The sequence below is a fragment of the Bradyrhizobium sp. HKCCYLS20291 genome (assembly GCF_051167715.1).
Lineage (GTDB): Bacteria > Pseudomonadota > Alphaproteobacteria > Rhizobiales > Xanthobacteraceae > Bradyrhizobium.
On record NZ_JBNPTO010000009.1, the window covers coordinates 101,675 to 122,599 of the forward strand.

Genomic DNA, 20,925 nt, shown 5'->3' on the forward strand with positions numbered 1-20,925 from the left:
CATAGGAAGACGGCCGCCGGTACATTAGCTTGATGGCTGCGGACGCTTTCCGAGGACATCCCCATGGACATCCCTGCCTACAAGATCGCCCTGATCGTCGGTGCCGGCGAAGGGCTCTCGGCCTCGCTGGCGCGGCTGTTCGCGCGCGAGAAGATTCGCATCGCGCTGGCCGCGCGCAAGACCGAGAAGCTCGGCGCGATCTGCAGCGAGACGGGCGCCCGGGCCTACCCGTGCGACGCCACCAATCCGGAGGAGGTCGAGCGGCTGTTCGGCCTCGTGACGCGCGAAATCGGCGAGCCCGACCTCGTGGTCTACAATGCCAGCGCGCGGGCGCGCGGAGCTCTCACCGATCTGGTTCCCGCCGACGTCCAGCAGTCGATCGCCGTCAGCGCGTTCGGCGGCTTCCTGGTGGCGCAGCAGGCGGCGCAGCGCATGCTGCCGAACAAGCACGGCGCGATCCTGTTCACCGGCGCCTCCGCGAGCGTGAAGGGCTACGCGCAATCGGCGCCGTTCGCGATGGGCAAGTTCGCACTGCGCGGCCTGGCCCAGAGCATGGCGCGCGAGCTGTCGCCGCAGGGCATCCACGTCGCGCATTTCGTCATCGATGGCGGCATCAGGAGCGCGGCACGGCAGGAGCCGGCGGAGCGGCCGGATTCGATGCTCGATCCCGACGCGATCGCGGCCAGCTATTGGAGCGTGCTGCAGCAGCCGCGTAGCGCCTGGAGCTGGGAGATGGAGCTCCGGCCATGGGTCGAGACGTTCTGAGATTGGATGTCTTGTAGGGTGGGCAAAGGCGCGCCACGTGATGCGCAGCATCGCGCGGCGCGACGTGCCCACCATTGGGCCGCGCGCTCGCTGCGAGACGGTGGGCACGGCGCGTCGACAGGGGGTCATGAGGACAGAGCGGAGAACGCGCCTTTGCCCACCCTACGGACCGCCCGTGAGATGACGATCATCCTTCAATCAGCGCAAACAAACGCGCCGCGGATGGTCGGCGCTCAGTCCCTTCTCGAACTGCACCAGGGTCCAATCATCGGCATGTGGCTGGATCGTGAAGCCGGCCTTGCGGGCCAGCGCGATCATGACGCTGTTGCTGCTGAGCGCGTCGCCCGACAGCCTGACGCCGCCGAGCGCGAGCGCGCGGCGTTCGAGATCGGCGATCAGCGCCGGGCCGATGCCGTGGCCGTGCCAGCGGTCGTGCACCGACAGGCCGAATTCGACGCGGCCCGTGGCGCGATCGAGCGCATAGCGCGCTTCCGCCACGATGCCCTCGTGATCCATCGTCCCGACGAGGCTGTAGCGGTCGTTGCGGCCGAGCGCGACGAAATCGTCGAGCACGGCCTTGGGCAGCTCGCTGAGCGCGCCGAGGAAGCGCTTGTGGCGTGAGCTTGCGCTCAACGACCGCACATAGGCCTGCAACGCTTCGGCATCGTCCGAGGTGACAAAACTCAGCCTGACCGGCTCGCCGCGCCGGGTGATGATCACGTCAGACGCAGCAACGAGGTCGTCGACAGCAGGCATCGGCATGGCGGGTATCCCGGGAAAAGAAAGTTGCCGGCGCCCTCCTTTGCGAAGCGGCGCCGGCGCGGCGGCCAGAGTGAGGGGCTCAGGCCCGCCAGAACGGCTTGTCGATCTCGGCGGCGACATCGCTGCGGGACAGGCCGAGATCGTGCAGATCGCGCTCCGACCATTGCGCCAACTCATGCCGCGTGCGGTAGCGGAAACGCCAAGCCGCGAGCAGCTCGCCGACCCCTGACCAAAAGCCCTGATCATGATGTTTCGTCATTGACGAGGCGACGTAGAGGGACATGGAAGCCTCCTGGAAATAGCTTGAGGCTGTACTATCCAGGGCTTGTGCTTGATCCACAAACGACATTTACTACCGCTTCGGATGAATTAAAGTCACGCGTTGGGGAGACTGGACATGACTCGGCTGCCGTCGCTGAACGGATTGCGGGCGTTCGAGGCCGCGGCGCGGCATCTCAGCTTCACCCGTGCGGCGTCCGAGTTGAACGTGACGCAGACCGCAATCAGCCATCAGATCAAGCGCCTGGAGGACGAACTCGGGCTGCGACTGTTCGTCCGAGAGAACCGCAGCCTCGCTTTGACCCCGCAGGCGCGCGACTATCTCCCGCTGGTTCGGGCGGCATTCGACGATCTCCGGCTGGCGACCGAACGGCTGGTCCGCAAGGACAACGCCAAGGTGCTGACGGTCTCGACCATTGCCTCGCTCGCCGCCAAATGGCTGCTGCCGCGGCTGACCGCGTTCCAGGAGGCACATCCCGGGATCGACGTGCGCATCACGACCTCGACCGGCCTGGTCGATTTCCGCAAGGACGACGTCGACGCTGCGATCCGCTACGGCCGCGGCCATTGGCCGGGCGTGCGCGCCGAATGGCTGATGGCCGACGAGCTGTTTCCGGTCTGCAGCCCGGCGCTGCTGCAGGGTGACCGGCCGCTGCGCTGCCCGGAGGACCTCGCGCACCATACGCTGTTGCAGGCGAGCGCCGGCTATGACGACGATTGGCGTCTCTGGCTGACCGCGGCCGGCCTGCCGGTGGAGATGTCGCGGCAGAGCAGGCTGAGCTTCGACCTGTCGCTGATGACCGTCCAGGCCGCCATCGACGGGCTCGGCGTCGCGATCGGGCGGACCGCCTACGTCCAGGACGACATCGCCAAGGGCCGCCTCGTCGTCCCGTTCAAGATGACGCTGCCCAGCGACGCCGGCTTCTATCTGGTCACCCCTGAGGGCCGGACCGATCCACTGAAGCTGAAGGCGTTCCGGCAGTGGCTCAAGGGTGCAGCGCAGCAGAAGGGCGTCTCGCAAAATCCCGTTCAGCCTTAGGGATTTGGTATCAAATCTATTGGCTGACAAGATGTCGCATGGCAGATTGTCGCACCCATCCATCGGCCGGCGCAGAATGACTTCCGCACGAGCCACTCGACGGCAGGAGTTTCGCGCGTGTCATCCACCCCAGCCCAGCAGCCGGCCAACATCAAGTCGCGCATCGGCGCGATCCTGCGCGCCACCAGCGGCAATTTCCTCGAGCAGTTCGACTTCTTCCTGTTCGGGTTCTACGCCGCCGCGATCGGCAAGGCCTTCTTCCCGTCGACCGACGAGACGGCGTCGCTGCTCAACACGTTCGGCGTTTTCTGGCTGGGCGCGCTGATGCGCCCGGTGGGCGCCATCGTCCTCGGCGCCTATATCGACAAGATCGGCCGCCGGCAGGGCCTGATCGTAACGCTCGGCATCATGGCCGCCGGTACCGTCGTGATCGCGTTCTGCCCGACCTACGCGACCATCGGCGTCGCGGCCCCGATCATCGTGCTGCTCGGCCGCCTGCTGCAGGGCTTTTCGGCGGGAGTCGAGCTCGGCGGCGTCTCGGTCTATCTGTCGGAGATCGCAACGCCGGGCCGCCGCGGCTTCTACACCTCGTTCCAATCGTCGAGCCAGCAGGTCGCGATCTTCGTCGCCTCCATCCTCGGCTATATCCTCAGCGAGAGCATGCCGGCAGCCACCGTGACCGCCTGGGGCTGGCGCATCCCGTTCTTCGTCGGCTGCCTGATCATCCCGCTGATCTTCTTCCTGCGCCGCACGCTGGAGGAGACGCCAGCCTTTCTGGCGATGAAGAAGCATCCGACCACCAGCGAGGTGTTCGCCTCGGCGCTCGCCAATTGGCGCATCGTGCTGCTCGGCATGATGATCGCGATCCTGACCACGACCACGTTCTACTTCGTCACCGTGTACACCCCGACCTTCGGCAAGACCGTGCTGAAGCTGTCGACGGCGGACGCGCTGCTGGTGACGCTGCTGGTCGCGGTCACCAACTTCATCTGGAACCCGGTCGGCGGCGCGCTCTCCGACAAGATCGGCCGCAAGCCGGTGCTGATCGGAATCGCGACGCTGTCGCTGCTGACGGCCTATCCGGCGCTGAGCTGGCTGGTGGCGGCGCCCAGCTTCGGCAAGATGCTGGCGGTCGAGATGATGTTCTCGTTCTATTTCGGCATGTACAGCGGCACCATGCTGGGCGCGCTGGTCGAGATCGTGCCGGCGCATGTCCGCACCACCTGCTTCTCGCTCGCCTTCGCGCTGGCTGCAGCGCTGTTCGGCACCTTCACGCCATTCGCGGCGACATGGCTGATCGAGAAGACCGGCGACAAGGCCTCGCCCGGCTTCTGGCTGATGTTCGCCGCCGTGCTCGGCATCATCGCCGCGGCAACCGTCTATCGCGGCGGCCAGCAGGCAGTCGCAGCACGCGAGCCGGCGACGGCCTGATCGGCTTGTCTGTTCACATCGCGGGCGGCATCATCCGATGCCGCCCGTTTCTTTTGGCCGTGCGGCTGGAGCCGAGCGAGGTCTGTCATGAACGAACTGATTGCCGTTGCCGAACAGGTTGCCGCGCGGCTGATCGCGCGCAAGCAGACCATTGCGGTGGCGGAATCGTCTGCAGGCGGCTTGATCGCGGCATCCCTGCTCGCCGTGCCCGGCGCCTCGGCCTACTTCCTCGGCGGCGCCGTCGTCTACACCCGCGACGCCCGCCGCGTGCTGATGGACATTCCCGACGAGGCGATGAAGGGCATCCGCTCGGCCTCGGAGCCGTATGCGGCGCTGCTGGCCAAGCAGATCAGGACTCGCTTCGCGACCGATTGGGGACTATCGGAGACCGGTGCCGCAGGCCCGACCGGCAACCGCTACGGCGATGCAGCAGGGCATGCGTGCTTTGCGGTCGATGGCCCGGCGTCCGCCGTCGTGACATTGGAAAGCGGCAGCGGCGATCGTTTCGCCAACATGCAGCTGTTCGCGAAAAGCGCACTGCAGCTGTTCCTCAAGCATCTCGACACCATAATCCGCGGTCGTCCCGGGCAAGCCCGGCGACGCAAAGCGTCGGCAGGCGCCGACCCGGGACCCATACCGCGTGATCTGTCTTGAGGCAGGCTGAGCGTCGACCTGCTGCGCAAACCAACATTCGCCGGTGGTTATGGATCCCCGCGTGCGCGGGGATGACAGCGGAGTGTGTGGCACGCCGCTCGCTCCTCCAACGCTGTCGTCCCGGACAAGCCCGACGACGCGAAGCGGCGGCGGGCGCTGATCCGGGACCCATACCGCGTGATCTGTCTTAGGGCAGGCTGGATGTTGAACCAGCCCAGAAAACCAACGGCCGCCTGGGGTTATGGATCCCCGCGTTCGCGGGGATGACACTGAATTTGGGGCGCTGCCCTTGGCCGCCAAAGAGGGGCCGCAGTCCTCACTTCTCCCGGAAGGCGCGCATCAGCTGGTCGTGCAGCGGCTTCATCAGATAGGAGATGACGGTGCGGTCGCCGGTCTGGACGAAGGCTTCGGCCGGCATGCCCGGGATCAGCTTGACGTCGCCGAGACGCGCAATCTCCTCCGGCGACATCGAGACGCGGATCGTGTAGTAGCTCTGGCCGGTGCGCTGGTCGGTGGTGACGTCGGGCGAGACGCGGCTGACGACGCCGTTCAATTCCGGCGTGGTGCGCTGGTTGAAGGCCGACAGCCGCAGCAGGGTCTTCTGTCCCACCTGCAGCTTGTCGATATCCTGCGGATTGACCTTGGCCTCGACCTGCAGATCGTCGCTCTGCGGCACGATCAGCATGATGGTGTCGCCGGCGGTGATGACGCCGCCGACCGTGTGCACCGAGGACTGCAACACCATGCCATCCTGCGGCGCCCGGATGTCGACGCGGCGCAGTTGGTCCTCGGCAGTGACCTTGCGCTCGACGAACTCGCCGATCTTGTCGGTGGTCTCGCGCAGGTCCTTGGAGACCTCGCTGACCATGTCCTTGTCGACCTGGATGATCTGCAGCTCGGTCTCGCTGATCTTGCCCTTGGCCTGGGCGCGGGCGGCGATGAATTGCGCGCGCTCGCCATTGAGGCGGGCGGCGTCGCGCTCCAAGGTGGTCAGGCGCGACAGCTGCACCAGATGCTGCTCGTAGAGCTGGCGCACGCCGTCGAGCTCCTTCTGCACCAGCGTGATCTCCTGATCCTTGGCGCTCACCTGTGCCGACAGCCCCTCGATCTCCTCGGTCAGCTGGGCCACGCGCTCGCGCAGCTGCGCCTTCTGCCCGATGCGGCCGTTGACGCGGACCTCGAACAGCTTGGTCTCGCTCGCGGTCAGGCTCTTGACGTCGGGATCGCTCATGCGCTGCAGGATCTGCGGCGGAAACAGGATCTTGGCCCAGCCGCGCTGCTCCGCCTCGAGCCTGGCGGCACGCGCCTGCAGCGCGTCGAGGTTCTTGGTGACGATGGCGAGCGACGCCTTGGTCACGGTGTCGTCGAGCCGGACGACGATGTCGCCCGACTTCACCACGTCACCGTCGCGGGCGCGGAGCTCGCCGACGACGCCACCGGTCGGATGCTGCACCTTCTTGACGTTGGACTCGACCACGATCTGGCCAGGGGCAATCAGCGCGCCAGAAATCTGCTGCGTGGCCGCCCAGCCGCCCAGCCCCCCGGCCACCGCAACCACGACGGCCATGCCGACGATGAGGTGGCGCCGGATCGACTGTTTTGCGCTGTCCGGCTTCTGCAATCCCGGTACGGGGCCGATGATGACCTGGCTGCTCATGCGATCCGGCTCCTCACGACTTCGCCACGCCGGCTTCCGACACGATCTTGATCGGCGCCGGCGGGCGCGGCTGCAGCACCTGGGCCAGCACCGTTTCCTTCGGCCCGAACGCCTGCGCGCGGCCATCCTTCATGACCAGGACCTGATCGACCGCCTCGATGCCGATCGGCCGGTGCGCGACCACGACGACGATCGCGCCGCGCGCCCGCGCCGAGCGGACGGCACGCGACAGCGCCTCGTCGCCCTCGGTGTCGAGATTTGAATTGGGCTCGTCGAGCACAATCAGGAACGGATTGCCGTAGAGCGCGCGCGCCAGCGCGACGCGCTGGGCTTGGCCAGCCGACAGCGCCGCGCCCTGCTCGCCGATCTGGGTGTCGTAGCCGTCGCGCATCTTGATGATGATGTCGTGGACGCCGGCCTCCTTGGCGGCGGCGATGATGCCGTCGGCGGAGGCACTCGGATCAAAACGGCTGATGTTCTGCGCGACCGAGCCTGCGAACAGCTCGACATCCTGCGGCAGATAACCGATGTGGCGGCCGAGCTCGTCCGTCGACCACTGGTCGAGCGCCGCACCGTCGAGCCGGACATGGCCGCGCACCGGGCGCCAGACGCCGACCAGCGCCCGCACCAGCGACGACTTGCCGGACGCGCTCGGACCGATGATGCCCAAGCCATTGCCGGCCGACAGCGTAAAGCTGACATCCTGGACGATCGCCCTCTGATCGCCGGGCGCGACGATCGAGATGCCCTCGACCGCGAGCTTGCTGACCGGCGGCTGCAGTTGGGTCGGGGCTGCACGCTCCGGCATCGTCTGCAGCAGCTGGCTGAGGCGGCGCCAGCTCTGGCGGGCGGCGACAAAACTCTTCCAATGCGCGATGGCGAGATCGACCGGGGCGAGCGCCCGCGCGCTGAGGATCGAGCCGGCGATGATGATGCCGGCGGTGGCCTCCTGATGAATGACGAGATAGGCGCCGACCGCGAGAACCGCCGACTGCAGCATCATGCGCAGCACCTTGGCGATGGCGCCGAGCCCGCCCGCGACGTCGCTGGCGCGCTGATTGCCCGCGAGATATTTCTCGTTGGTCTCGCCCCAGCGCTGCATCAGACGCCCGGTCATGCCCATGGCGACAAGCACCTCGGCGTTGCGCCGGCTTGCGGTGGCCAGATCGTTGCGGCGGGCGGCGAGCCCCATCGCCTCCTTGGCCGGCGTCCGGGTGAGAAACTCGGTGACCAGCGTCAGCGCAACCAGGATGATGGCGCCGACCAGCGCGGTGACGCCGAGCATGACGTGAAATGCGAAGCAGATCGCCAGATACAGCGGCAGCCACGGCAGATCGAAGAACGCGCTCGGCCCCTGGCTGCCGAGAAAGCTCCTGATGTTGTCGAGATCGCGCAGCGGCTGCAGACCCTCGTTGCGGCCACCGGTCGAGAGCGGCAGCCGCACCACAGTCTCGAACACCCGCGCGTTGAGGCTTTCGTCGAGGGCGGTGCCGACCCGGCCGAGGATCCGGCTGCGGATCATGTCGAGCGCGCCCTGCGCGGCGTAGAGCCCGGCGGCGATGATGATGAGACCGATCAGGGTCGGCACCGACCGGCTCGGCAGCACGCGGTCGTAGACCTCGAGCATGAAGATGGAGCCGGTCAGGTACAGCAGATTGATGATGCAGCTCATCACCCCGACGCCGATGAAGGCGCTACGGCAGCCGCGCAAGGCGTCGCTGAGCTCGGATTGCCTTGCGTGCGGTGCGACCGCCATCAATACCATCTCTTCGATTGATCAAAATGAGCTGCGGCGCCGCCGATCAAAATCACAAACTGGCGGCAAACAAGGCGAAATATACTGATTCCTGCGGCAAGCGTCCAACGTCGCTCACCTTAGCGTAAATAAGCCGTACGCAGGTTGTGTCGTGACGCGCCGCGCAAACGTTCAGACGGCCGGATTCAGGGCCCTAGAGCCGGCCGCCGGTCCGCACCAGGCGGACGACAAGCAACAGGATGATGGCGCCGAGCGCGGAATAGACGATCTCCGACACCAGCCCGGTCCCCAGATGAACGCCGAGCCGTGGGAACAGGAAGCTCGCGACGAGGGCGCCGAGCACGCCGATCACGATGTCGCCGATCAGGCCGAAGCCGGTGCCTCGCACGATCTTGCCGGCCAGCCAGCCCGCGATCAGGCCGACGAACAGGATGACCAAGATACCTTCGTTCGATACGTGCATCGGATTCCCCCACTTGGCGCGGATGAACATGTCCGCGCAGGGGCCATCCTAGCGGGGCTGCCGCAAGGGTTCGACACGCCGTCCGCAGTTCCGCACATGCGTGGCGCGTTTCACCGGCAACCGTTACGTCGCCGCCACACCCACGGGCGCCTCGGCGAGAATACAGCGCGCGAACCGCTGCGGCCCGAGCTCGACGCCCGGCGGCATCGCCTCCGAGCAGCGCGGCTGGGCGAAGCTGCAGCGCGGCGTGAACGAGCAACTCTGCGGCGCCTGGTCGAGCGACGGCGGCGTGCCCGGAATGGTCTGCAGCCGCTCGCCGCGCTTGGCGCCATGGATGGTGGAGGCCAGCAGGCCGCGCGCATAGGGATGGACGGGCTGGCGCACGATGTCGCGCAACGCGCCCTGCTCCACGATCTGCCCGGCATACATCACGGCCACGCGGTCGCAGATCTCGATGGCGACGCCGATGTCATGGGTGACGAAGATGACGGACATGCCGAGCTCGCGCTGCAACTCGCGCAGCAGCAACAGGATTTGAATCTGCACGGTGGCATCGAGCGCGGTGGTCGGCTCGTCGGCGAGCAGCACCTTGGGACGGCAGGCGAGAGCCAGCGCGATCATCGCGCGCTGGCGCATGCCGCCGGACATCTCATGCGGATAGGACTCGAGACGGCGCTTGGCCGAGGGGATCCTGACAACGTCGAGCATCTCGAGCGCGCGCGCAATGCCTTCCGCATAGCTCTTGCCTTCGTGGCGCATCACCGTCTCGGCGATCTGCCGGCCGATGGTGTAGACCGGATCGAGCGCCAGCCCCGGCTCCTGGAAGACCATCGACACGGTGCGGCCGCGGAACTGCGACAGCTCCTCGTCGCCCATGGCGAGCACGTCGCGCCCCATCACTCTGACACTGCCGGAGATCTGCGTCCGCTTCCGCGGCAGCAGCCGCATCAACGCCCGCATGGTGACGCTCTTGCCGGAGCCGGACTCGCCGAGCAAACCGAGCACCTCGCCATCGCCAAGCGACAGGCTGACATCGTTCACCGCATGCACGTTGCGCTCGCCGGTAAAGCGGATAGTGAGGTCGTTGATCTCGACGAGGTTGGTCATGGCAGTTAGTTCCTGACGAACTCGGTGTCGTCCCGGGCAAGCACGTCGGCGCATCGCGCCGTCGTGCGCCGACCCGGGACCCATACTCCCGATCCACGTTCCTGGCACGATCGCCACTCCGAGCCATCGCAACATGACGGCCGGTGGTTATGGATCCCGGCTCGGCGCCCGCCGTCGCTGCGCGACGTCAGGCTTGGCCGGGACGACACCGAATGTGTGGAGCGAATGCTACGCCTCATGGCAGCGTCGGCACACGCGCGTGGAAGTCGGTCGCGCGCTGGAAGGCGGCGCCGATGGTGAGGATGGTGGCTTCGTCGAACGAGCGGCCGATCAGCTGCATGCCGACGGGCAGGCCCGTCGACGTGAAACCGGAGGGAATCGCCAGCGACGGCAGGCCGAGATAGTTCACCGGCCGGGTGAAGCGGGTGATGTGCTGGATCAAAGCTTCCGCACCGGGCGCGCCGCCGACATCGCTCTCCGCGATGGACGGCGTGACGAGTGGCGACGCCGGCGCGATGATCGCATCGACGCCGGAGGTCGCCGCGACATGCGCGGCCAGCGCGGCGCCGCGCCAGCGCAGCGCCTCGAGATAGGTCACGCCGGAAACAGCCAGCGCAAGCTGCAGCCGCATCATCACCTGCGGCCCGTAGTCCTGTGGTCGCTCGATCATCCAGCGCTTGTGAAACGCAGCGGCCTCGACCGCCAACACGAGTTGGCAAGCGGCCGTGAGCTGGCGCTGGTCGGGCAGCTCGACCTGCACGACGTCGGCGCCTTCAGTCTTCAGCACCGCAATCGTCGCATCGAGGCAGCGCGCCACTTCGGGATGGAGATCGTCGACATAGAATGACTTGGGGACGCCGATCCTGAGCCCCTTGATCGAGGCCTTGGTCGCCGCGACATAGTCCTGCACCGGCACGGCGCTGGCGGTCGGATCCTCTGGATCCGGACCGGCCATCAGGCCAAGCAGCAGCGCGCAATCTTCTGCGGTCCGCGCCAGCGGCCCGACCGTGTCGAGCGATTGCGACAATGGCATCGCGCCGGCGCGGCTGACGCGTCCCCAGGTCACCTTCAGGCCAGTGACGCCGCAGAAATTCGCGGGCGTCCGGATCGAGCCGCCAGTGTCCGAGCCGAGCGCCGCAAACGTGAGACGGGCGCCGACTGCCGAGCCCGAGCCGGACGACGAGCCGCCGGTGACGTAACCGAGCTTCCAGGGATTGTGCACCGGACCATAGTGGGCGTTGTGGCCGGTCGGACCATAGGCGAACTCGGCCATCTGCAGGGTGCCGAGCCGGATTGAGCCGGCGTCCTTCAGCCGCTGCAAAGCCGTCGAGGTGGTCGTCGCGACGAAGTCGCGCCGGATCAGCGAGCCGCAGGTCGAGATATGGCCGGCCTCGTAATACATGTCCTTGTGGGCAAGCGGCACGCCGTGCAGCGGCCCCTTCGGCCCGTCCTTCGCAAGAGCAGCATCCGCCTCTGCGGCCAGCTTCAGCGCCGGCTCGGACTCGAGCGCCATGAAGGCGTTCAGCTTCGGCTGCCACTGTGCGATGCGGTGCAGGCAGGAGCGCGTCACCTCGACCGAGGACAGCTTCTTCTCCGCGATGGCCTTCGCCACCTCGGTCAGGGTCATCAAGGCAGGTTCGGTGCTCATCGGCCCACCTTCAGGGTCTGCGCCACGACGTAGCTCGAAGGCTCCAGGTCGAACGGCAGGGTGCCGGCAACGGCGGCGAAATTGTCGAAGGCCGGTCCGATCGCGTCGGCAATCCGGGTTGCAACCTCCTTGTCGACCGGCAGGCCGGAGGCCTCCGCGATGGCATGGACTTGCTGGGGCGTGGGTTTGGTCATTCCGCTTCTCGCTGCTGATGTCCTACCGTCAGGCGGCTGGTGCGCGGCTGTGCCCCGAACCTGGGATCGCCATGTGGCAGGCGGCCTGATGGCCCATTGTATCCAGCTCCGTCAACCTTGGGGCGACATTCGCGCATGGCGCCTCGGCAAACGGACAGCGGGTATGGAAGCGGCAGCCCGGCGGCGGATCTATCGGGTTGGGCGGATCGCCGGAAAGCGGCGGCACCTCGGTGCGCCTATCCGGATCCGACGACGGCATCGCCGCCAGCAGCGCCCGCGTATAGGGATGCGCCGGTTTCGCCCAGACCTGCTCGACCGGGCCGAGCTCGACGACCTCACCGAGATACATCACCAGCACGCGGTCGGAGATATAGTTGATGACGTTGAGGTCGTGGCTGATGAACAGATAGGTCAGGCCGAGGTCGCGCTTGAGGTCCATCAGCAGATTGAGCACCTGCGCCTCGACCGACTTGTCGAGCGCCGAGACAGCCTCGTCGAGGATGACGAGCCGCGGCGACAACGCCAGCGCGCGGGCGATGTTGACGCGCTGGCGCTGGCCGCCGGAGATCTCGTGCGGGTAGCGGTTGGCGAAGGTCTCGGGCCTCAAGCCGACCTTGCCGAGCAGCTCACGCGCTAGCGCGCGCGCCGCGCCATCCGTCATGCCATGCACCTTCGGCCCGAACGCGATCGACTCTTCGATCGTCAGGCGCGGATTGAGCGAGGCATAGGAGTCCTGGAACACCATCTGCATGCCGCGGCGCAGCTCGCGCAGCGAGATCTCGTGTCCCACCTGCCGGCCGTCGAAGATGATCTCGCCGGCATCGCGCTCCATCAGATGCATGAGCAAGCGGGCCGTCGTCGACTTGCCGCAGCCGGACTCGCCGACAATGCCGACGGTCTCACCCTTGCCGATGACGAACGACACATCGTCAACGGCCCGCACCGTCTTGCGTGCGCCGAACAGCCCGCCGCGGACCGGAAAGTGTTTCGTTAATCCATCGACGCGCAGCAATGGCTGCGCCTTGCCGCCGAGGTCCTCGATCGGCGCGAGGCCTGTGACGGCTGGGGGCTCGTTCATGATAATGACCTCGCTGCCGCCGCGTGGGTCCCTTCTCCCCTTGTGGGAGAAGGTGGCGCGGACGCAGTCCGCGACGGATGAGGGGCCTCTATCCGCGGAGACAGACCCCTCACCCGGATTGCATCTGGCGATGCAATCCGACCTCTCCCACAAGGGGAGAGGTGCACCGTCGATGACGCTGGACTACTCGTCAAAATCGCCATTGCGGCCATCAGCTCCGGATATCCATCGCGCTACGCAAGCCGTCACTCAGCAGATTGAAGCAGATAGACACCGCAAAAATCATCACGCCGGGCAGCGCCGCCACCCAGGGATTGACGTAGATGGCAGTGCGCAGCGTGTTCAGCATCAGGCCCCATTCCGGCTCCGGCGGCTTGGTGCCGAGGCCGAGGAACGACAGGCCGGCGGCGAGGATCATCGACACCGAGATCAGGCCGGTCGCGTAGACGAAGATCGGCCCGAGCACGTTGCCGAGCATGTGCGCGCGCATGATCGTGAACGCATTGGCGCCAGATGCTCGCGCCGCCTCGACGAAATCGCGGTTGCGCACACCCGTCGTGACGCTCTCGGCGACGCGCGTGATCTGCGGCACGAACACGATGGTCAGCGACACTATTGAGTTGGTGATGCCGGCGCCGAGCGCGCCTGATATCGCGATCGCCAGCAGCACCGACGGGAAGGCGTAGAAGACGTCGATGGTGCGCATGATCATCGTGTTGACCCAGCCGCCGACATAGCCGGCGACGAGGCCGAGCATGGTCCCGATGCCGAAGGCGAGGATCACAGGCGAGATGCCGATCAGCAGCGACAGCCGTCCGCCGTAGATCAGCCGCGCCAGCATGTCGCGGCCGAGCTCGTCGGTGCCGAGCGGATAGTTCGGCGTGCCGATGTGGCGCAGACGGCGGATCATCGAGCCCTGATAGGGATCGGCAAGGTGCAGATACGGCGCGAGCAGTGCTGACAAGAAGATCAGCAGCAGGATCGCGACGCAGACCATGCTGACCTTGTCCCTGATGATGCGACCGCCGACGGTCGCCCAATAGCCGCGCGCCTTCGCGGCGGGCGCGGCCTGCAAGGACTGTTCGTTCACCGCGCTGGGAGAGCTGACGGTCATCGTTAGCCTCGCTTGATGCGCGGATCGATCGCGGCCTGCGCGATGTCGACCACGAGGTTGAGGATGACGAAGAACATCGCCAGCACCAGGATCGTGCCCTGCAACAGCGGCAGGTCACGCTGGAAGATCGCGGAGTTCAGCAGCAGGCCCGAGCCCGGCCACGAGAACACCGTCTCGATCAGGATCGAGCCGCCGAGCATGTAGCCGAGTTGCAGGCCCATGACCGCGAGCGCGGTCGGCGCGGCGTTCTTCAGCACGTGACGAAACACCTGTGTCTCGCGCAGGCCCTTGGCGCGCAAGGCCTCGACGAAATCCTGGCTCAGAATGTCGCCCGTCAGCGCGCGCACGGTGCGGGTGATGATGCCCATCGGGATGACGGACGTGGTGATCGCCGGCAGAATGAGGAAGCGGATGTGCGCCCAGTCCCACGCCCAGGCGCCGGAGCCGGACGGACCGGCACCGACGGCCGGCAGCCAGTTCAGCTCGACCGAGAAGATGATGACCAGCACCATGCCGAGCCAGTAATGCGGCAGCGACACGCCGGCGATCGCGATCGAGGTCGCGACCTTGTCGATCCAGGTGTCGCGGAAATAGCCGGCGACGAGGCCGAAGAACAGGCCGAGCGAGAAGCCGATGATGGCGGCAGCGATCGCCAAGGTCACGGTGTTGGAAACCGCGCGCAGCACCTCGGCCAGCACCGGACGGCCGGTCGCGATCGAGCTGCCGAGATCACCATTGACTGCGCGGCACAGCCATAGGCCGAACTGCACCGGCAGCGGCTTGTCGAAGCCATAGGCTGTGCGCAGCTGCTGCGCGAGCTCCTGCGACGCATCGGCCGGCAGCACCGCGACGAGGGGATCACCGGGCGTGATGTGGACCAGCATGAAGCAGACGAGCGCGACGCCGATGATGATCGGGATCGCATAGACCATCCGCCTTGCAGCATAAGAGAGCACGAGTCACCTTTTGCAGGTCTATCCATCGTCATGCCCGGGCTTGACCCGGGCATCCACGCGGTCCCCACCACGGGTCAAAGATGGATGGCCGGGTCAAGCCCGGCCATGACGACGAGTGGAGGATGGAGCCTTACGGCTCCACCGAGATCGGCGAGAAGTCGATGAACCAGCTCTTCGGCTGCACCACGCCTTTCACCTTCGGGCTCATCGCGCGCGGGCCGACGTCGTGGGCGACGTAGAGGAAGGCGGCGTCGTCGACCGAGGCCGCGTGCAGCTCGGCCAGCGCCTTGTCGCGCTCGACAGGATCGAAGGTCTGGCGCGCCTTCTTCACCAGCTCGTCGAACTTCGGGTTGTTGATAAAGCCCCAATTGTTCGACACCGGCGGCGCCATCGACGACTGCAGGAAGCGCACCAGCGCGAAGAACGGGTCCATCGCCGCATAGGTGACGTTGGTGGCGTTAGCACCATTGGCGGAGGCGTCCTTGGCACCGCGGCGCCAATTGGTGAACAGCGTGTTCCACTCGATGACGTCGAGCTTGACGTCGAAATAGCATTCCGCGAGCGCCTGCTGCAGATACTCGTTCATCGGCAGCGGCAGCATCTGGCCGGAGCCCGACGCCGAGGTCTGGGTCTTGACCTCGAGCTTCTTGTTCGGGCCGTAGCCGGCCTCCTGCATCAGTTTCTGCGCGGCGGCCCTGTCGTACTTGATCTCGAAGGTGACGTTGCCGCGCCAGGGATGACCCTTCTCGAAGGTGCCGGTGGCGGGCACCATCAGTCCGGCCAGCAGACCATCCTTCAGACCCTCGCGATCGATGCAGAGATTGGCCGCCTTGCGGACGCGGATGTCGTTCCACGGCGAGCCCTCGATGCGCGAGAACTGCCACGGCCAGACATGGGGCTGCTCATTGGCATAGAGCTTGAAGCCGCGCTGCTTGATCTCCGGCAGCGCATCCGGCGCCGGCGCCTCGACCCAGTCGACCTGGCCGGACAGCAGCGCCGCGGTGCGCGCGTTGGCCTCCGGCATCGGCAGCAGGATCATCTTGTCGGCCTTGGGCACGCGCGCCTTGTCCCAATAGGCCTCGTTCTTCACGAGTTCGAGCCGCTCGCGCGGCGTGAACTTCGTCATCTTCCACGGGCCGGTGCCCGAGGCATCCTTGGCGAACGCCGCCCAGGCGGCTTGCGACTTCGCCTTGTCGTCGGCGCCGGTCGCGGACTCAAAGAGCTTCTGCCACTTGCTCGGGCTCGCCATGAACAGGTTGGTGAGGTTGATCGGCAGGAAACTGTCCGGCTCCTTGGTCGTCAGCTCGACGGTGAGATCGTCGATCTTGCGCGCCGAGGCCAGCGTCGGCATCCGCGAGGCGGTGACGCCGACCTGGCTCGGATCGAATTGCGGCGCATCCTGCTTCAGCACCTTCTCGACGTTCCACACCACGGCGTCCGCAGTGAACGGCGCACCGTCATGGAAGGTGACGCCGGGGCGCAGCTTGAACGTCCACTTCGTCTTGTCGGCATCATCGACCTTCCATTCGGTGGCGAGGCCGGGGATGACGACGCTCGGCTTGTCCGCCGACGATAGGTCCCACGCGGTCAGCGCGTCATACATCGTGAGGCCGGTGAAGCGGTTGCCCTCGAAACCCTGGTCGGGCTGGCCGAGCGTGCGCGGAATGTCGGCGGCAGTCATGCCGATGCGCAGCACGGATTCCGCGGCGGCCTGCACCGGCAGCACGATGAGGGCTGCGCTCGTCATCATCGCGGCCGCAACGGCTGCGCGCTTCGTCATTGAGGTCGCTGGACGCAAAAGCACGATCAAGGTCTCCGATCCGCTGGCTAAATTCTGGGCAGCGTTATGCAACGCCTATGCCAGCACTGCTCCCGAGCGCTCCTCTGCGACGCGTGGTCACAACCGTTTGTATTCAAATGATCTGATCGGGACTTTGGCACCCGGATTGCAGGTTTCCGCATCGAATTTGATCCGGATTTCACGGAGCTTCATCCTGATGCGTATGAAATTGTCCTTGCTCGCCACTGCGCTTGCGCTCGGCCTCTCTGCCGTGGCCGCGCGCGCCGAAACCGTCTTGCGCTACGGCATCTCGATGGCCGACGTCCCGCTGACGACCGGCCAGCCTGATCGCGGCGCCGGCGCCTATCAGTTTACCGGCTACACGATCTACGATCCGCTGGTGGCCTGGGACATGAGCGTCGCCGACAAGCCCGGCAAGCTGATCCCGGGTCTCGCCACCGAGTGGAAGGTCGATGACGCCGACAGGACCAAGTGGCGCTTCGCATTGCGCAAGGGCGTCAAGTTCCACGACGGCAGCGACTTCAATGCCGATGCGGTGATCTGGAATCTGGACAAGGTGCTCAATGATAAGGCACCGCAGTTCGACAAGCGGCAGAGCGCACAGGTGAAGACGCGCCTGCCATCGGTGGCGAGCTACGCCAAGATCGACGACTCCACCGTGGAGATCACGACCAAGACGGTCGACTCGTTCTTTCCCTATCAGATGCTGTGGTTCCTGATTTCGAGCCCGGCGCAGTACGAGAAGCTCGGCAAGGATTGGGACAAGTTCGCCAGCCAGCCCTCGGGCACCGGTCCCTTCAAGCTGACCAAGCTGGTGCCGCGCGAGCTCGCCGAGCTTTCGAAGAATTCCGAATATTGGAACAAGGACCGCATTCCGAAGACCGACAAGCTGGTGCTGGTGCCGATGCCGGAGGCGCTGACGCGCACCAACGCGCTGCTCGCTGGCCAGGTCGACCTGATCGAGACGCCGGCGCCGGACGCCGTTCCGCAGCTCAAGGCCGCCGGCATGAAGCTGGTCGACAACGTCACGCCGCACGTCTGGAACTATCATCTCAGCATGCTGCCAGGCTCGCCCTGGACCGACATCCGGCTGCGCAAGGCCCTCAACCTCGCGATCAACCGCGATGAAGTCGTCGGCCTGATGAACGGCCTGGCCAAGCCGGCCAAGGGCCAGGTCGATCCGTCGAGCCCATGGTTCGGCAAGCCGAGCTTCGAGCTGAAGTATGATCTGGCCGCCGCCAAGAAGCTGGTCGAGGAAGCCGGCTACTCCAAGGCCAAGCCGCTGAAGACGACCTTCATCATCGCGCAGGGGGGCACCGGCCAGATGCTGTCGCTGCCGATGAACGAGTACCTGCAGCAGAGCTTCAAGGAGATCGGCATCGACATCGACTTCAAGGTCGTCGAGCTGGAGACGCTGTATACGCATTGGCGCAAGGGCGCCGCCGACGAGATGAACGCCGGTATCACCGCCAACAACATCGCCTATGTCACCTCGGATCCGCTCTACGCCATCGTCCGGTTCTTCGCCTCCGACCAGATCGCGCCGGTCGGCGTGAACTGGGGTGGCTACAAGAATCCGAAGGTCGATGCATTGATTGCCGAGGCGAAGCAGACCTTCGATCCCGCCAAGCAGGACGAGCTTATCGCGCAGGCCCATGCGGCGGTGGTCGATGACGCCGTGCTGGTCTGGGTGGTGCACGACACCAACCCGCATGGGCTGTCGCCGAAGGTGAAGAAGTTCATCCAGGCCCAGCACTGGTTCCAGGACCTGACGACGATCGGGGCGGAGTGAGAGCTGTCATCCCGGCCTGGCGTCGGGACGACAATGTTGTTGTGAAGGGTGGGCAAAGGCGCGCCCGTGCTCGGCGTCACCATACAAGATCTGTCGCGCGACGTGCCCACCGCCCGCACTCACCGCCGCCGATGGTGGGCACGCGTCGCCTGCGGCGCTGCTTTGCCCACCCTACATCTCAGCGGCTACTTCGATGTCAGCGCGTGGGCGCCGTTCCAGTCGTCCGGCGGCGGGTTCTGCTGGTAGTTGCCGATCCGGGCTTCGTAGAGATCGAACAGCTTCGCCAGCTCCTTCGCGTCATCGTTCTTGCGCCCACGTGCGATCGCGGCGAGCGCCTCGTCCCAGTCGCGGCTGCGATACGCGGCCAGCATCTCGATCGTCAGGTTGCGCAACAGCTGGAAGCGCTCGGAGTACATCACGTCCTCACGGCCGGCGACCGCATAGATCACCTCCGGCTCGGTCTTGCCCTTCACCATGATGAAGTCGAGCTCGAGGATCGCGAGCCTGTCCTTGACGGCCAGCGCGGTCGCCGAGCCGACGATGATCGGAAAGCCGTATTCCTTTGACTGGCCCTCGAGGCGGGAGGCGAGATTGACGCTGTCGCCCAGCACCGAATAGTCGAAGCGCTGGTCCGTGCCAAAATTACCGACGACGCACACACCGGTATTGAGACCGATGCCGATGTTGAGCGGGATGTAGACGTGACCGCCGTCCTTGGCCTCCTGCTCGCGCGCCCGGTTCAACTCGTCGACGCAGACGAGCATGTCGATCGCGGACTCGCATGCATTCAGATGATGCTGGGGATCATCGGCAGGGGCATTCCAGAACGCCATGATGGCGTCGCCCATGTATTTGTCGATCGTGCCCTCGCGCGCCAGGATCGCGTTGGTCAGCGGCGTCAGAAACCGGTTCATCAGCCGTGTCAGGCCCTGCGGATCGTGCTTGTAGCTCTCCGAAATGGTGGTGAAGCCACGCACATCGGAGAACATGATCGTCATCTCGCGCTCCTCGCCGCCAAGCTTGGGCGGCGACTGGGTGAGACGTTCGACCAGGGCGGGCGAAACATATTGCCCGAAGTGGGCGCGGATCTGCCGACGCTGGTTCTGCTCACGGACGAAATTGGCGAAGATCAGCGTCAGATAGATCGCCGTCGTCGACAGCATCGGATAGGTGAAATCGATCAGGACACGATGCTGCGCATAGGAGAACCAGGACGTGCCGATCAAGGCTGCCGCGATCACGGCTCCGACGATCACCAACGTGACGGCACCGAGCTTTGGCGCGAATACGATCACGAGCAGGCCGAGCAGCAAAGTACCGAAGAACTCGGCCGCAAGGCCCCAGGACGGCGGCTTCAGGATGGCCCCCGTCAGCACGGATTCCAGCACCTGAGCATGCACTTCGACCCCGGGTATGGCCGGGTCGACCGGCGTCGTCTTGATGTCGTTCAGACCGATGGCCGATGGTCCGATCAGGACCAGTTTCCTTGCGATCTTGTCGGGCGCCACGCGTCCCTCGAGCACGTCGATGGCCGATACATAGATCGAGGGATCATGGCCGGCATAGTGCAGCCAGATCTTGCCCGTGCGGTCGGTGGGGATCTCGAAGCCGGCGAGGCGAAGGCCGGTGATGCCGCCGATATCGGTCCTGATGAGCACCGTGTCCGAGCCGGTCGCCACACGGAGCATCTCGAAGCTGAGTGACAGCATCGTGATGTCCCGCGCCTGCATGATCATCGGCACGCGGCGGATAATGCCGTCGAGCTCCGATGGAATCGTAAACAGCCCGCGTCCGGACGCCGCATGCTCGATCACAGGAACGTTCCGCAACAATCCCGGGAAACTCTCCATGAAGGGAATGGCGTCGGGCCCGAGCGTGGCAACGCCCGTGACGGGCAAGGTCTTGTCGAGGTCGGCGCGCACCTCGTTGCTGCCGGACTCACCAACGACGATCCGCGATCGCCGCAAGCTATCCGCTAGCACCTGATCATTCGACGGCAGCGCCTTCAGCTTCTCGCGCGTCACCTCGTCGAGGTTGGGAAATGTCTCAGCCGCAAGTGCCGGATTCAACCGGTCCGGCTCGGCGAACACGACGTCGAATGCGATGACGACGGCGCCGAGTTGCGTCAGCTTTTCGACGATCTCGGCGATCCGCGTCCGTGGCCACGGCCACTGTCCCAGCTTGGGATCGGCGAGGCTCCTCTCGTCGATATCGACGATCGTGACCGGACGGACGGTCTTCACCCGCGGACTAAGAGCCTGGAAATGGTCGAAGGTACGCAGGCGAAGTTCCTGCATCGGGGCGGGATCGACTTTACGCACCGCCGCAAAGGCGACCAGCAGCAGCAGGCAGATCATGCGCGCGTAGCCGAACTTGCGCGCGAACCATCGTGGCACTGCCCTCAAACGCTTCATGCCGCTTCCGATATC

The 20,925-nt window shown here is 65.8% G+C and carries 17 protein-coding genes and 1 pseudogene; 5 read left to right on the plus strand and 13 right to left on the minus strand.

The features are described from left to right. Window positions 1-63: 63 nt before the first annotated feature. Window positions 64-765, plus strand: a complete 702-nt coding sequence (locus ACQR07_RS20885) for an SDR family NAD(P)-dependent oxidoreductase (RefSeq protein WP_434904048.1) — start codon at window positions 64-66, stop codon at window positions 763-765. A gap of 198 nt (window positions 766-963) precedes the next feature. Here the strand turns inward: ACQR07_RS20885 and ACQR07_RS20890 are convergent, their stop codons facing one another. Together ACQR07_RS20890 and ACQR07_RS20895 are read right to left on the minus strand one after the other, a co-directional pair. Further along, window positions 964-1,527, minus strand: coding sequence for a GNAT family N-acetyltransferase (locus ACQR07_RS20890; protein WP_434904049.1), 564 nt, complete (start codon window positions 1,525-1,527; stop codon window positions 964-966). A gap of 79 nt (window positions 1,528-1,606) precedes the next feature. Then, the gene (locus ACQR07_RS20895; RefSeq protein ID WP_434904050.1) at window positions 1,607-1,810 is read right to left on the minus strand and encodes a DUF1127 domain-containing protein; all 204 of its coding nucleotides are present in this window, start codon (window positions 1,808-1,810) and stop codon (window positions 1,607-1,609) included. 114 nt (window positions 1,811-1,924) lie between these two features. On the opposite strand from ACQR07_RS20895, the gene ACQR07_RS20900 reads away from it, so the two are divergent. The 3 genes and pseudogenes from ACQR07_RS20900 to ACQR07_RS20910 all read left to right on the plus strand — a co-directional run. Continuing rightward, entirely contained in the window at window positions 1,925-2,845 is a 921-nt protein-coding gene (locus ACQR07_RS20900; protein WP_434904051.1) for a transcriptional regulator GcvA, read from the plus strand. A 117-nt stretch (window positions 2,846-2,962) separates the two neighbouring features. Continuing rightward, on the plus strand, window positions 2,963-4,276 hold the full coding sequence (locus tag ACQR07_RS20905; RefSeq protein ID WP_434904052.1) for an MFS transporter: 1,314 nt from the start codon (window positions 2,963-2,965) through the stop codon (window positions 4,274-4,276). A gap of 87 nt (window positions 4,277-4,363) precedes the next feature. Continuing rightward, window positions 4,364-4,840: pseudogene (locus ACQR07_RS20910) on the plus strand (CinA family protein); the annotation flags it as partial. A 406-nt stretch (window positions 4,841-5,246) separates the two neighbouring features. Here the strand turns inward: ACQR07_RS20910 and ACQR07_RS20915 are convergent. From ACQR07_RS20915 to ACQR07_RS20960, 10 genes are all read right to left on the minus strand, one after another. Then, a complete protein-coding gene (locus ACQR07_RS20915; RefSeq protein WP_434904053.1) occupies window positions 5,247-6,587 on the minus strand; it encodes an HlyD family type I secretion periplasmic adaptor subunit in 1,341 nt (446 codons plus the stop codon). 13 nt (window positions 6,588-6,600) lie between these two features. Then, window positions 6,601-8,343 (minus strand): type I secretion system permease/ATPase, encoded by a 1,743-nt coding sequence (locus ACQR07_RS20920; protein ID WP_434904054.1) that lies wholly within the window; start codon window positions 8,341-8,343, stop codon window positions 6,601-6,603. 193 nt (window positions 8,344-8,536) lie between these two features. Then, window positions 8,537-8,806 carry a GlsB/YeaQ/YmgE family stress response membrane protein gene (locus ACQR07_RS20925; RefSeq protein WP_434904055.1) on the minus strand — a complete coding sequence of 90 codons (270 nt, stop codon included), beginning with the start codon at window positions 8,804-8,806 and terminating at the stop codon, window positions 8,537-8,539. Between the two features lie 123 nt (window positions 8,807-8,929). Continuing rightward, complete coding sequence (locus tag ACQR07_RS20930; RefSeq protein WP_434904056.1) at window positions 8,930-9,913, minus strand: ABC transporter ATP-binding protein; 984 nt, start codon at window positions 9,911-9,913, stop codon at window positions 8,930-8,932. 235 nt (window positions 9,914-10,148) lie between these two features. Then, on the minus strand, window positions 10,149-11,561 hold the full coding sequence (locus ACQR07_RS20935) for an amidase (protein WP_434904057.1): 1,413 nt from the start codon (window positions 11,559-11,561) through the stop codon (window positions 10,149-10,151). Then, window positions 11,558-11,755 carry a hypothetical protein gene (locus ACQR07_RS20940; RefSeq protein ID WP_434904058.1) on the minus strand — a complete coding sequence of 66 codons (198 nt, stop codon included), beginning with the start codon at window positions 11,753-11,755 and terminating at the stop codon, window positions 11,558-11,560. The genes ACQR07_RS20935 and ACQR07_RS20940 overlap by 4 nt, the downstream gene beginning before the upstream one ends. A gap of 28 nt (window positions 11,756-11,783) precedes the next feature. Continuing rightward, on the minus strand, window positions 11,784-12,833 hold the full coding sequence (locus ACQR07_RS20945) for an ABC transporter ATP-binding protein (RefSeq protein WP_434904059.1): 1,050 nt from the start codon (window positions 12,831-12,833) through the stop codon (window positions 11,784-11,786). A 211-nt stretch (window positions 12,834-13,044) separates the two neighbouring features. Then, the gene (locus ACQR07_RS20950; RefSeq protein WP_434904060.1) at window positions 13,045-13,947 is read right to left on the minus strand and encodes an ABC transporter permease; all 903 of its coding nucleotides are present in this window, start codon (window positions 13,945-13,947) and stop codon (window positions 13,045-13,047) included. Between the two features lie 2 nt (window positions 13,948-13,949). Continuing rightward, window positions 13,950-14,903, minus strand: a complete 954-nt coding sequence (locus ACQR07_RS20955; RefSeq protein WP_434904061.1) for an ABC transporter permease — start codon at window positions 14,901-14,903, stop codon at window positions 13,950-13,952. 130 nt (window positions 14,904-15,033) lie between these two features. After that, on the minus strand, window positions 15,034-16,707 hold the full coding sequence (locus tag ACQR07_RS20960; RefSeq protein WP_434904062.1) for an ABC transporter substrate-binding protein: 1,674 nt from the start codon (window positions 16,705-16,707) through the stop codon (window positions 15,034-15,036). Between the two features lie 193 nt (window positions 16,708-16,900). On the opposite strand from ACQR07_RS20960, the gene ACQR07_RS20965 reads away from it, so the two are divergent. Next, entirely contained in the window at window positions 16,901-18,496 is a 1,596-nt protein-coding gene (locus ACQR07_RS20965; protein WP_434904063.1) for an ABC transporter substrate-binding protein, read from the plus strand. Between the two features lie 185 nt (window positions 18,497-18,681). Here ACQR07_RS20965 and ACQR07_RS20970 read toward each other — a convergent pair whose 3' ends face one another. Further along, window positions 18,682-20,910 carry a CHASE2 domain-containing protein gene (locus ACQR07_RS20970; RefSeq protein ID WP_434904064.1) on the minus strand — a complete coding sequence of 743 codons (2,229 nt, stop codon included), beginning with the start codon at window positions 20,908-20,910 and terminating at the stop codon, window positions 18,682-18,684. Window positions 20,911-20,925: the final 15 nt, after the last annotated feature.

Coding starts and splice junctions, on each gene's coding strand:
- ACQR07_RS20950 (WP_434904060.1), bottom strand. CDS start 13,947: ATGACCGTCAGCTCTCCCAGCGCGGTGAACGAACAGTCCTTGCAGGCC.
- ACQR07_RS20920 (WP_434904054.1), bottom strand. CDS start 8,343: ATGGCGGTCGCACCGCACGCAAGGCAATCCGAGCTCAGCGACGCCTTG.
- ACQR07_RS20965 (WP_434904063.1), top strand. CDS start 16,901: ATGCGTATGAAATTGTCCTTGCTCGCCACTGCGCTTGCGCTCGGCCTC.
- ACQR07_RS20945 (WP_434904059.1), bottom strand. CDS start 12,833: ATGAACGAGCCCCCAGCCGTCACAGGCCTCGCGCCGATCGAGGACCTC.
- ACQR07_RS20940 (WP_434904058.1), bottom strand. CDS start 11,755: ATGACCAAACCCACGCCCCAGCAAGTCCATGCCATCGCGGAGGCCTCC.
- ACQR07_RS20885 (WP_434904048.1), top strand. CDS start 64: ATGGACATCCCTGCCTACAAGATCGCCCTGATCGTCGGTGCCGGCGAA.
- ACQR07_RS20935 (WP_434904057.1), bottom strand. CDS start 11,561: ATGAGCACCGAACCTGCCTTGATGACCCTGACCGAGGTGGCGAAGGCC.
- ACQR07_RS20970 (WP_434904064.1), bottom strand. CDS start 20,910: ATGAAGCGTTTGAGGGCAGTGCCACGATGGTTCGCGCGCAAGTTCGGC.
- ACQR07_RS20895 (WP_434904050.1), bottom strand. CDS start 1,810: ATGTCCCTCTACGTCGCCTCGTCAATGACGAAACATCATGATCAGGGC.
- ACQR07_RS20930 (WP_434904056.1), bottom strand. CDS start 9,913: ATGACCAACCTCGTCGAGATCAACGACCTCACTATCCGCTTTACCGGC.
- ACQR07_RS20915 (WP_434904053.1), bottom strand. CDS start 6,587: ATGAGCAGCCAGGTCATCATCGGCCCCGTACCGGGATTGCAGAAGCCG.
- ACQR07_RS20925 (WP_434904055.1), bottom strand. CDS start 8,806: ATGCACGTATCGAACGAAGGTATCTTGGTCATCCTGTTCGTCGGCCTG.
- ACQR07_RS20890 (WP_434904049.1), bottom strand. CDS start 1,527: ATGCCGATGCCTGCTGTCGACGACCTCGTTGCTGCGTCTGACGTGATC.
- ACQR07_RS20900 (WP_434904051.1), top strand. CDS start 1,925: ATGACTCGGCTGCCGTCGCTGAACGGATTGCGGGCGTTCGAGGCCGCG.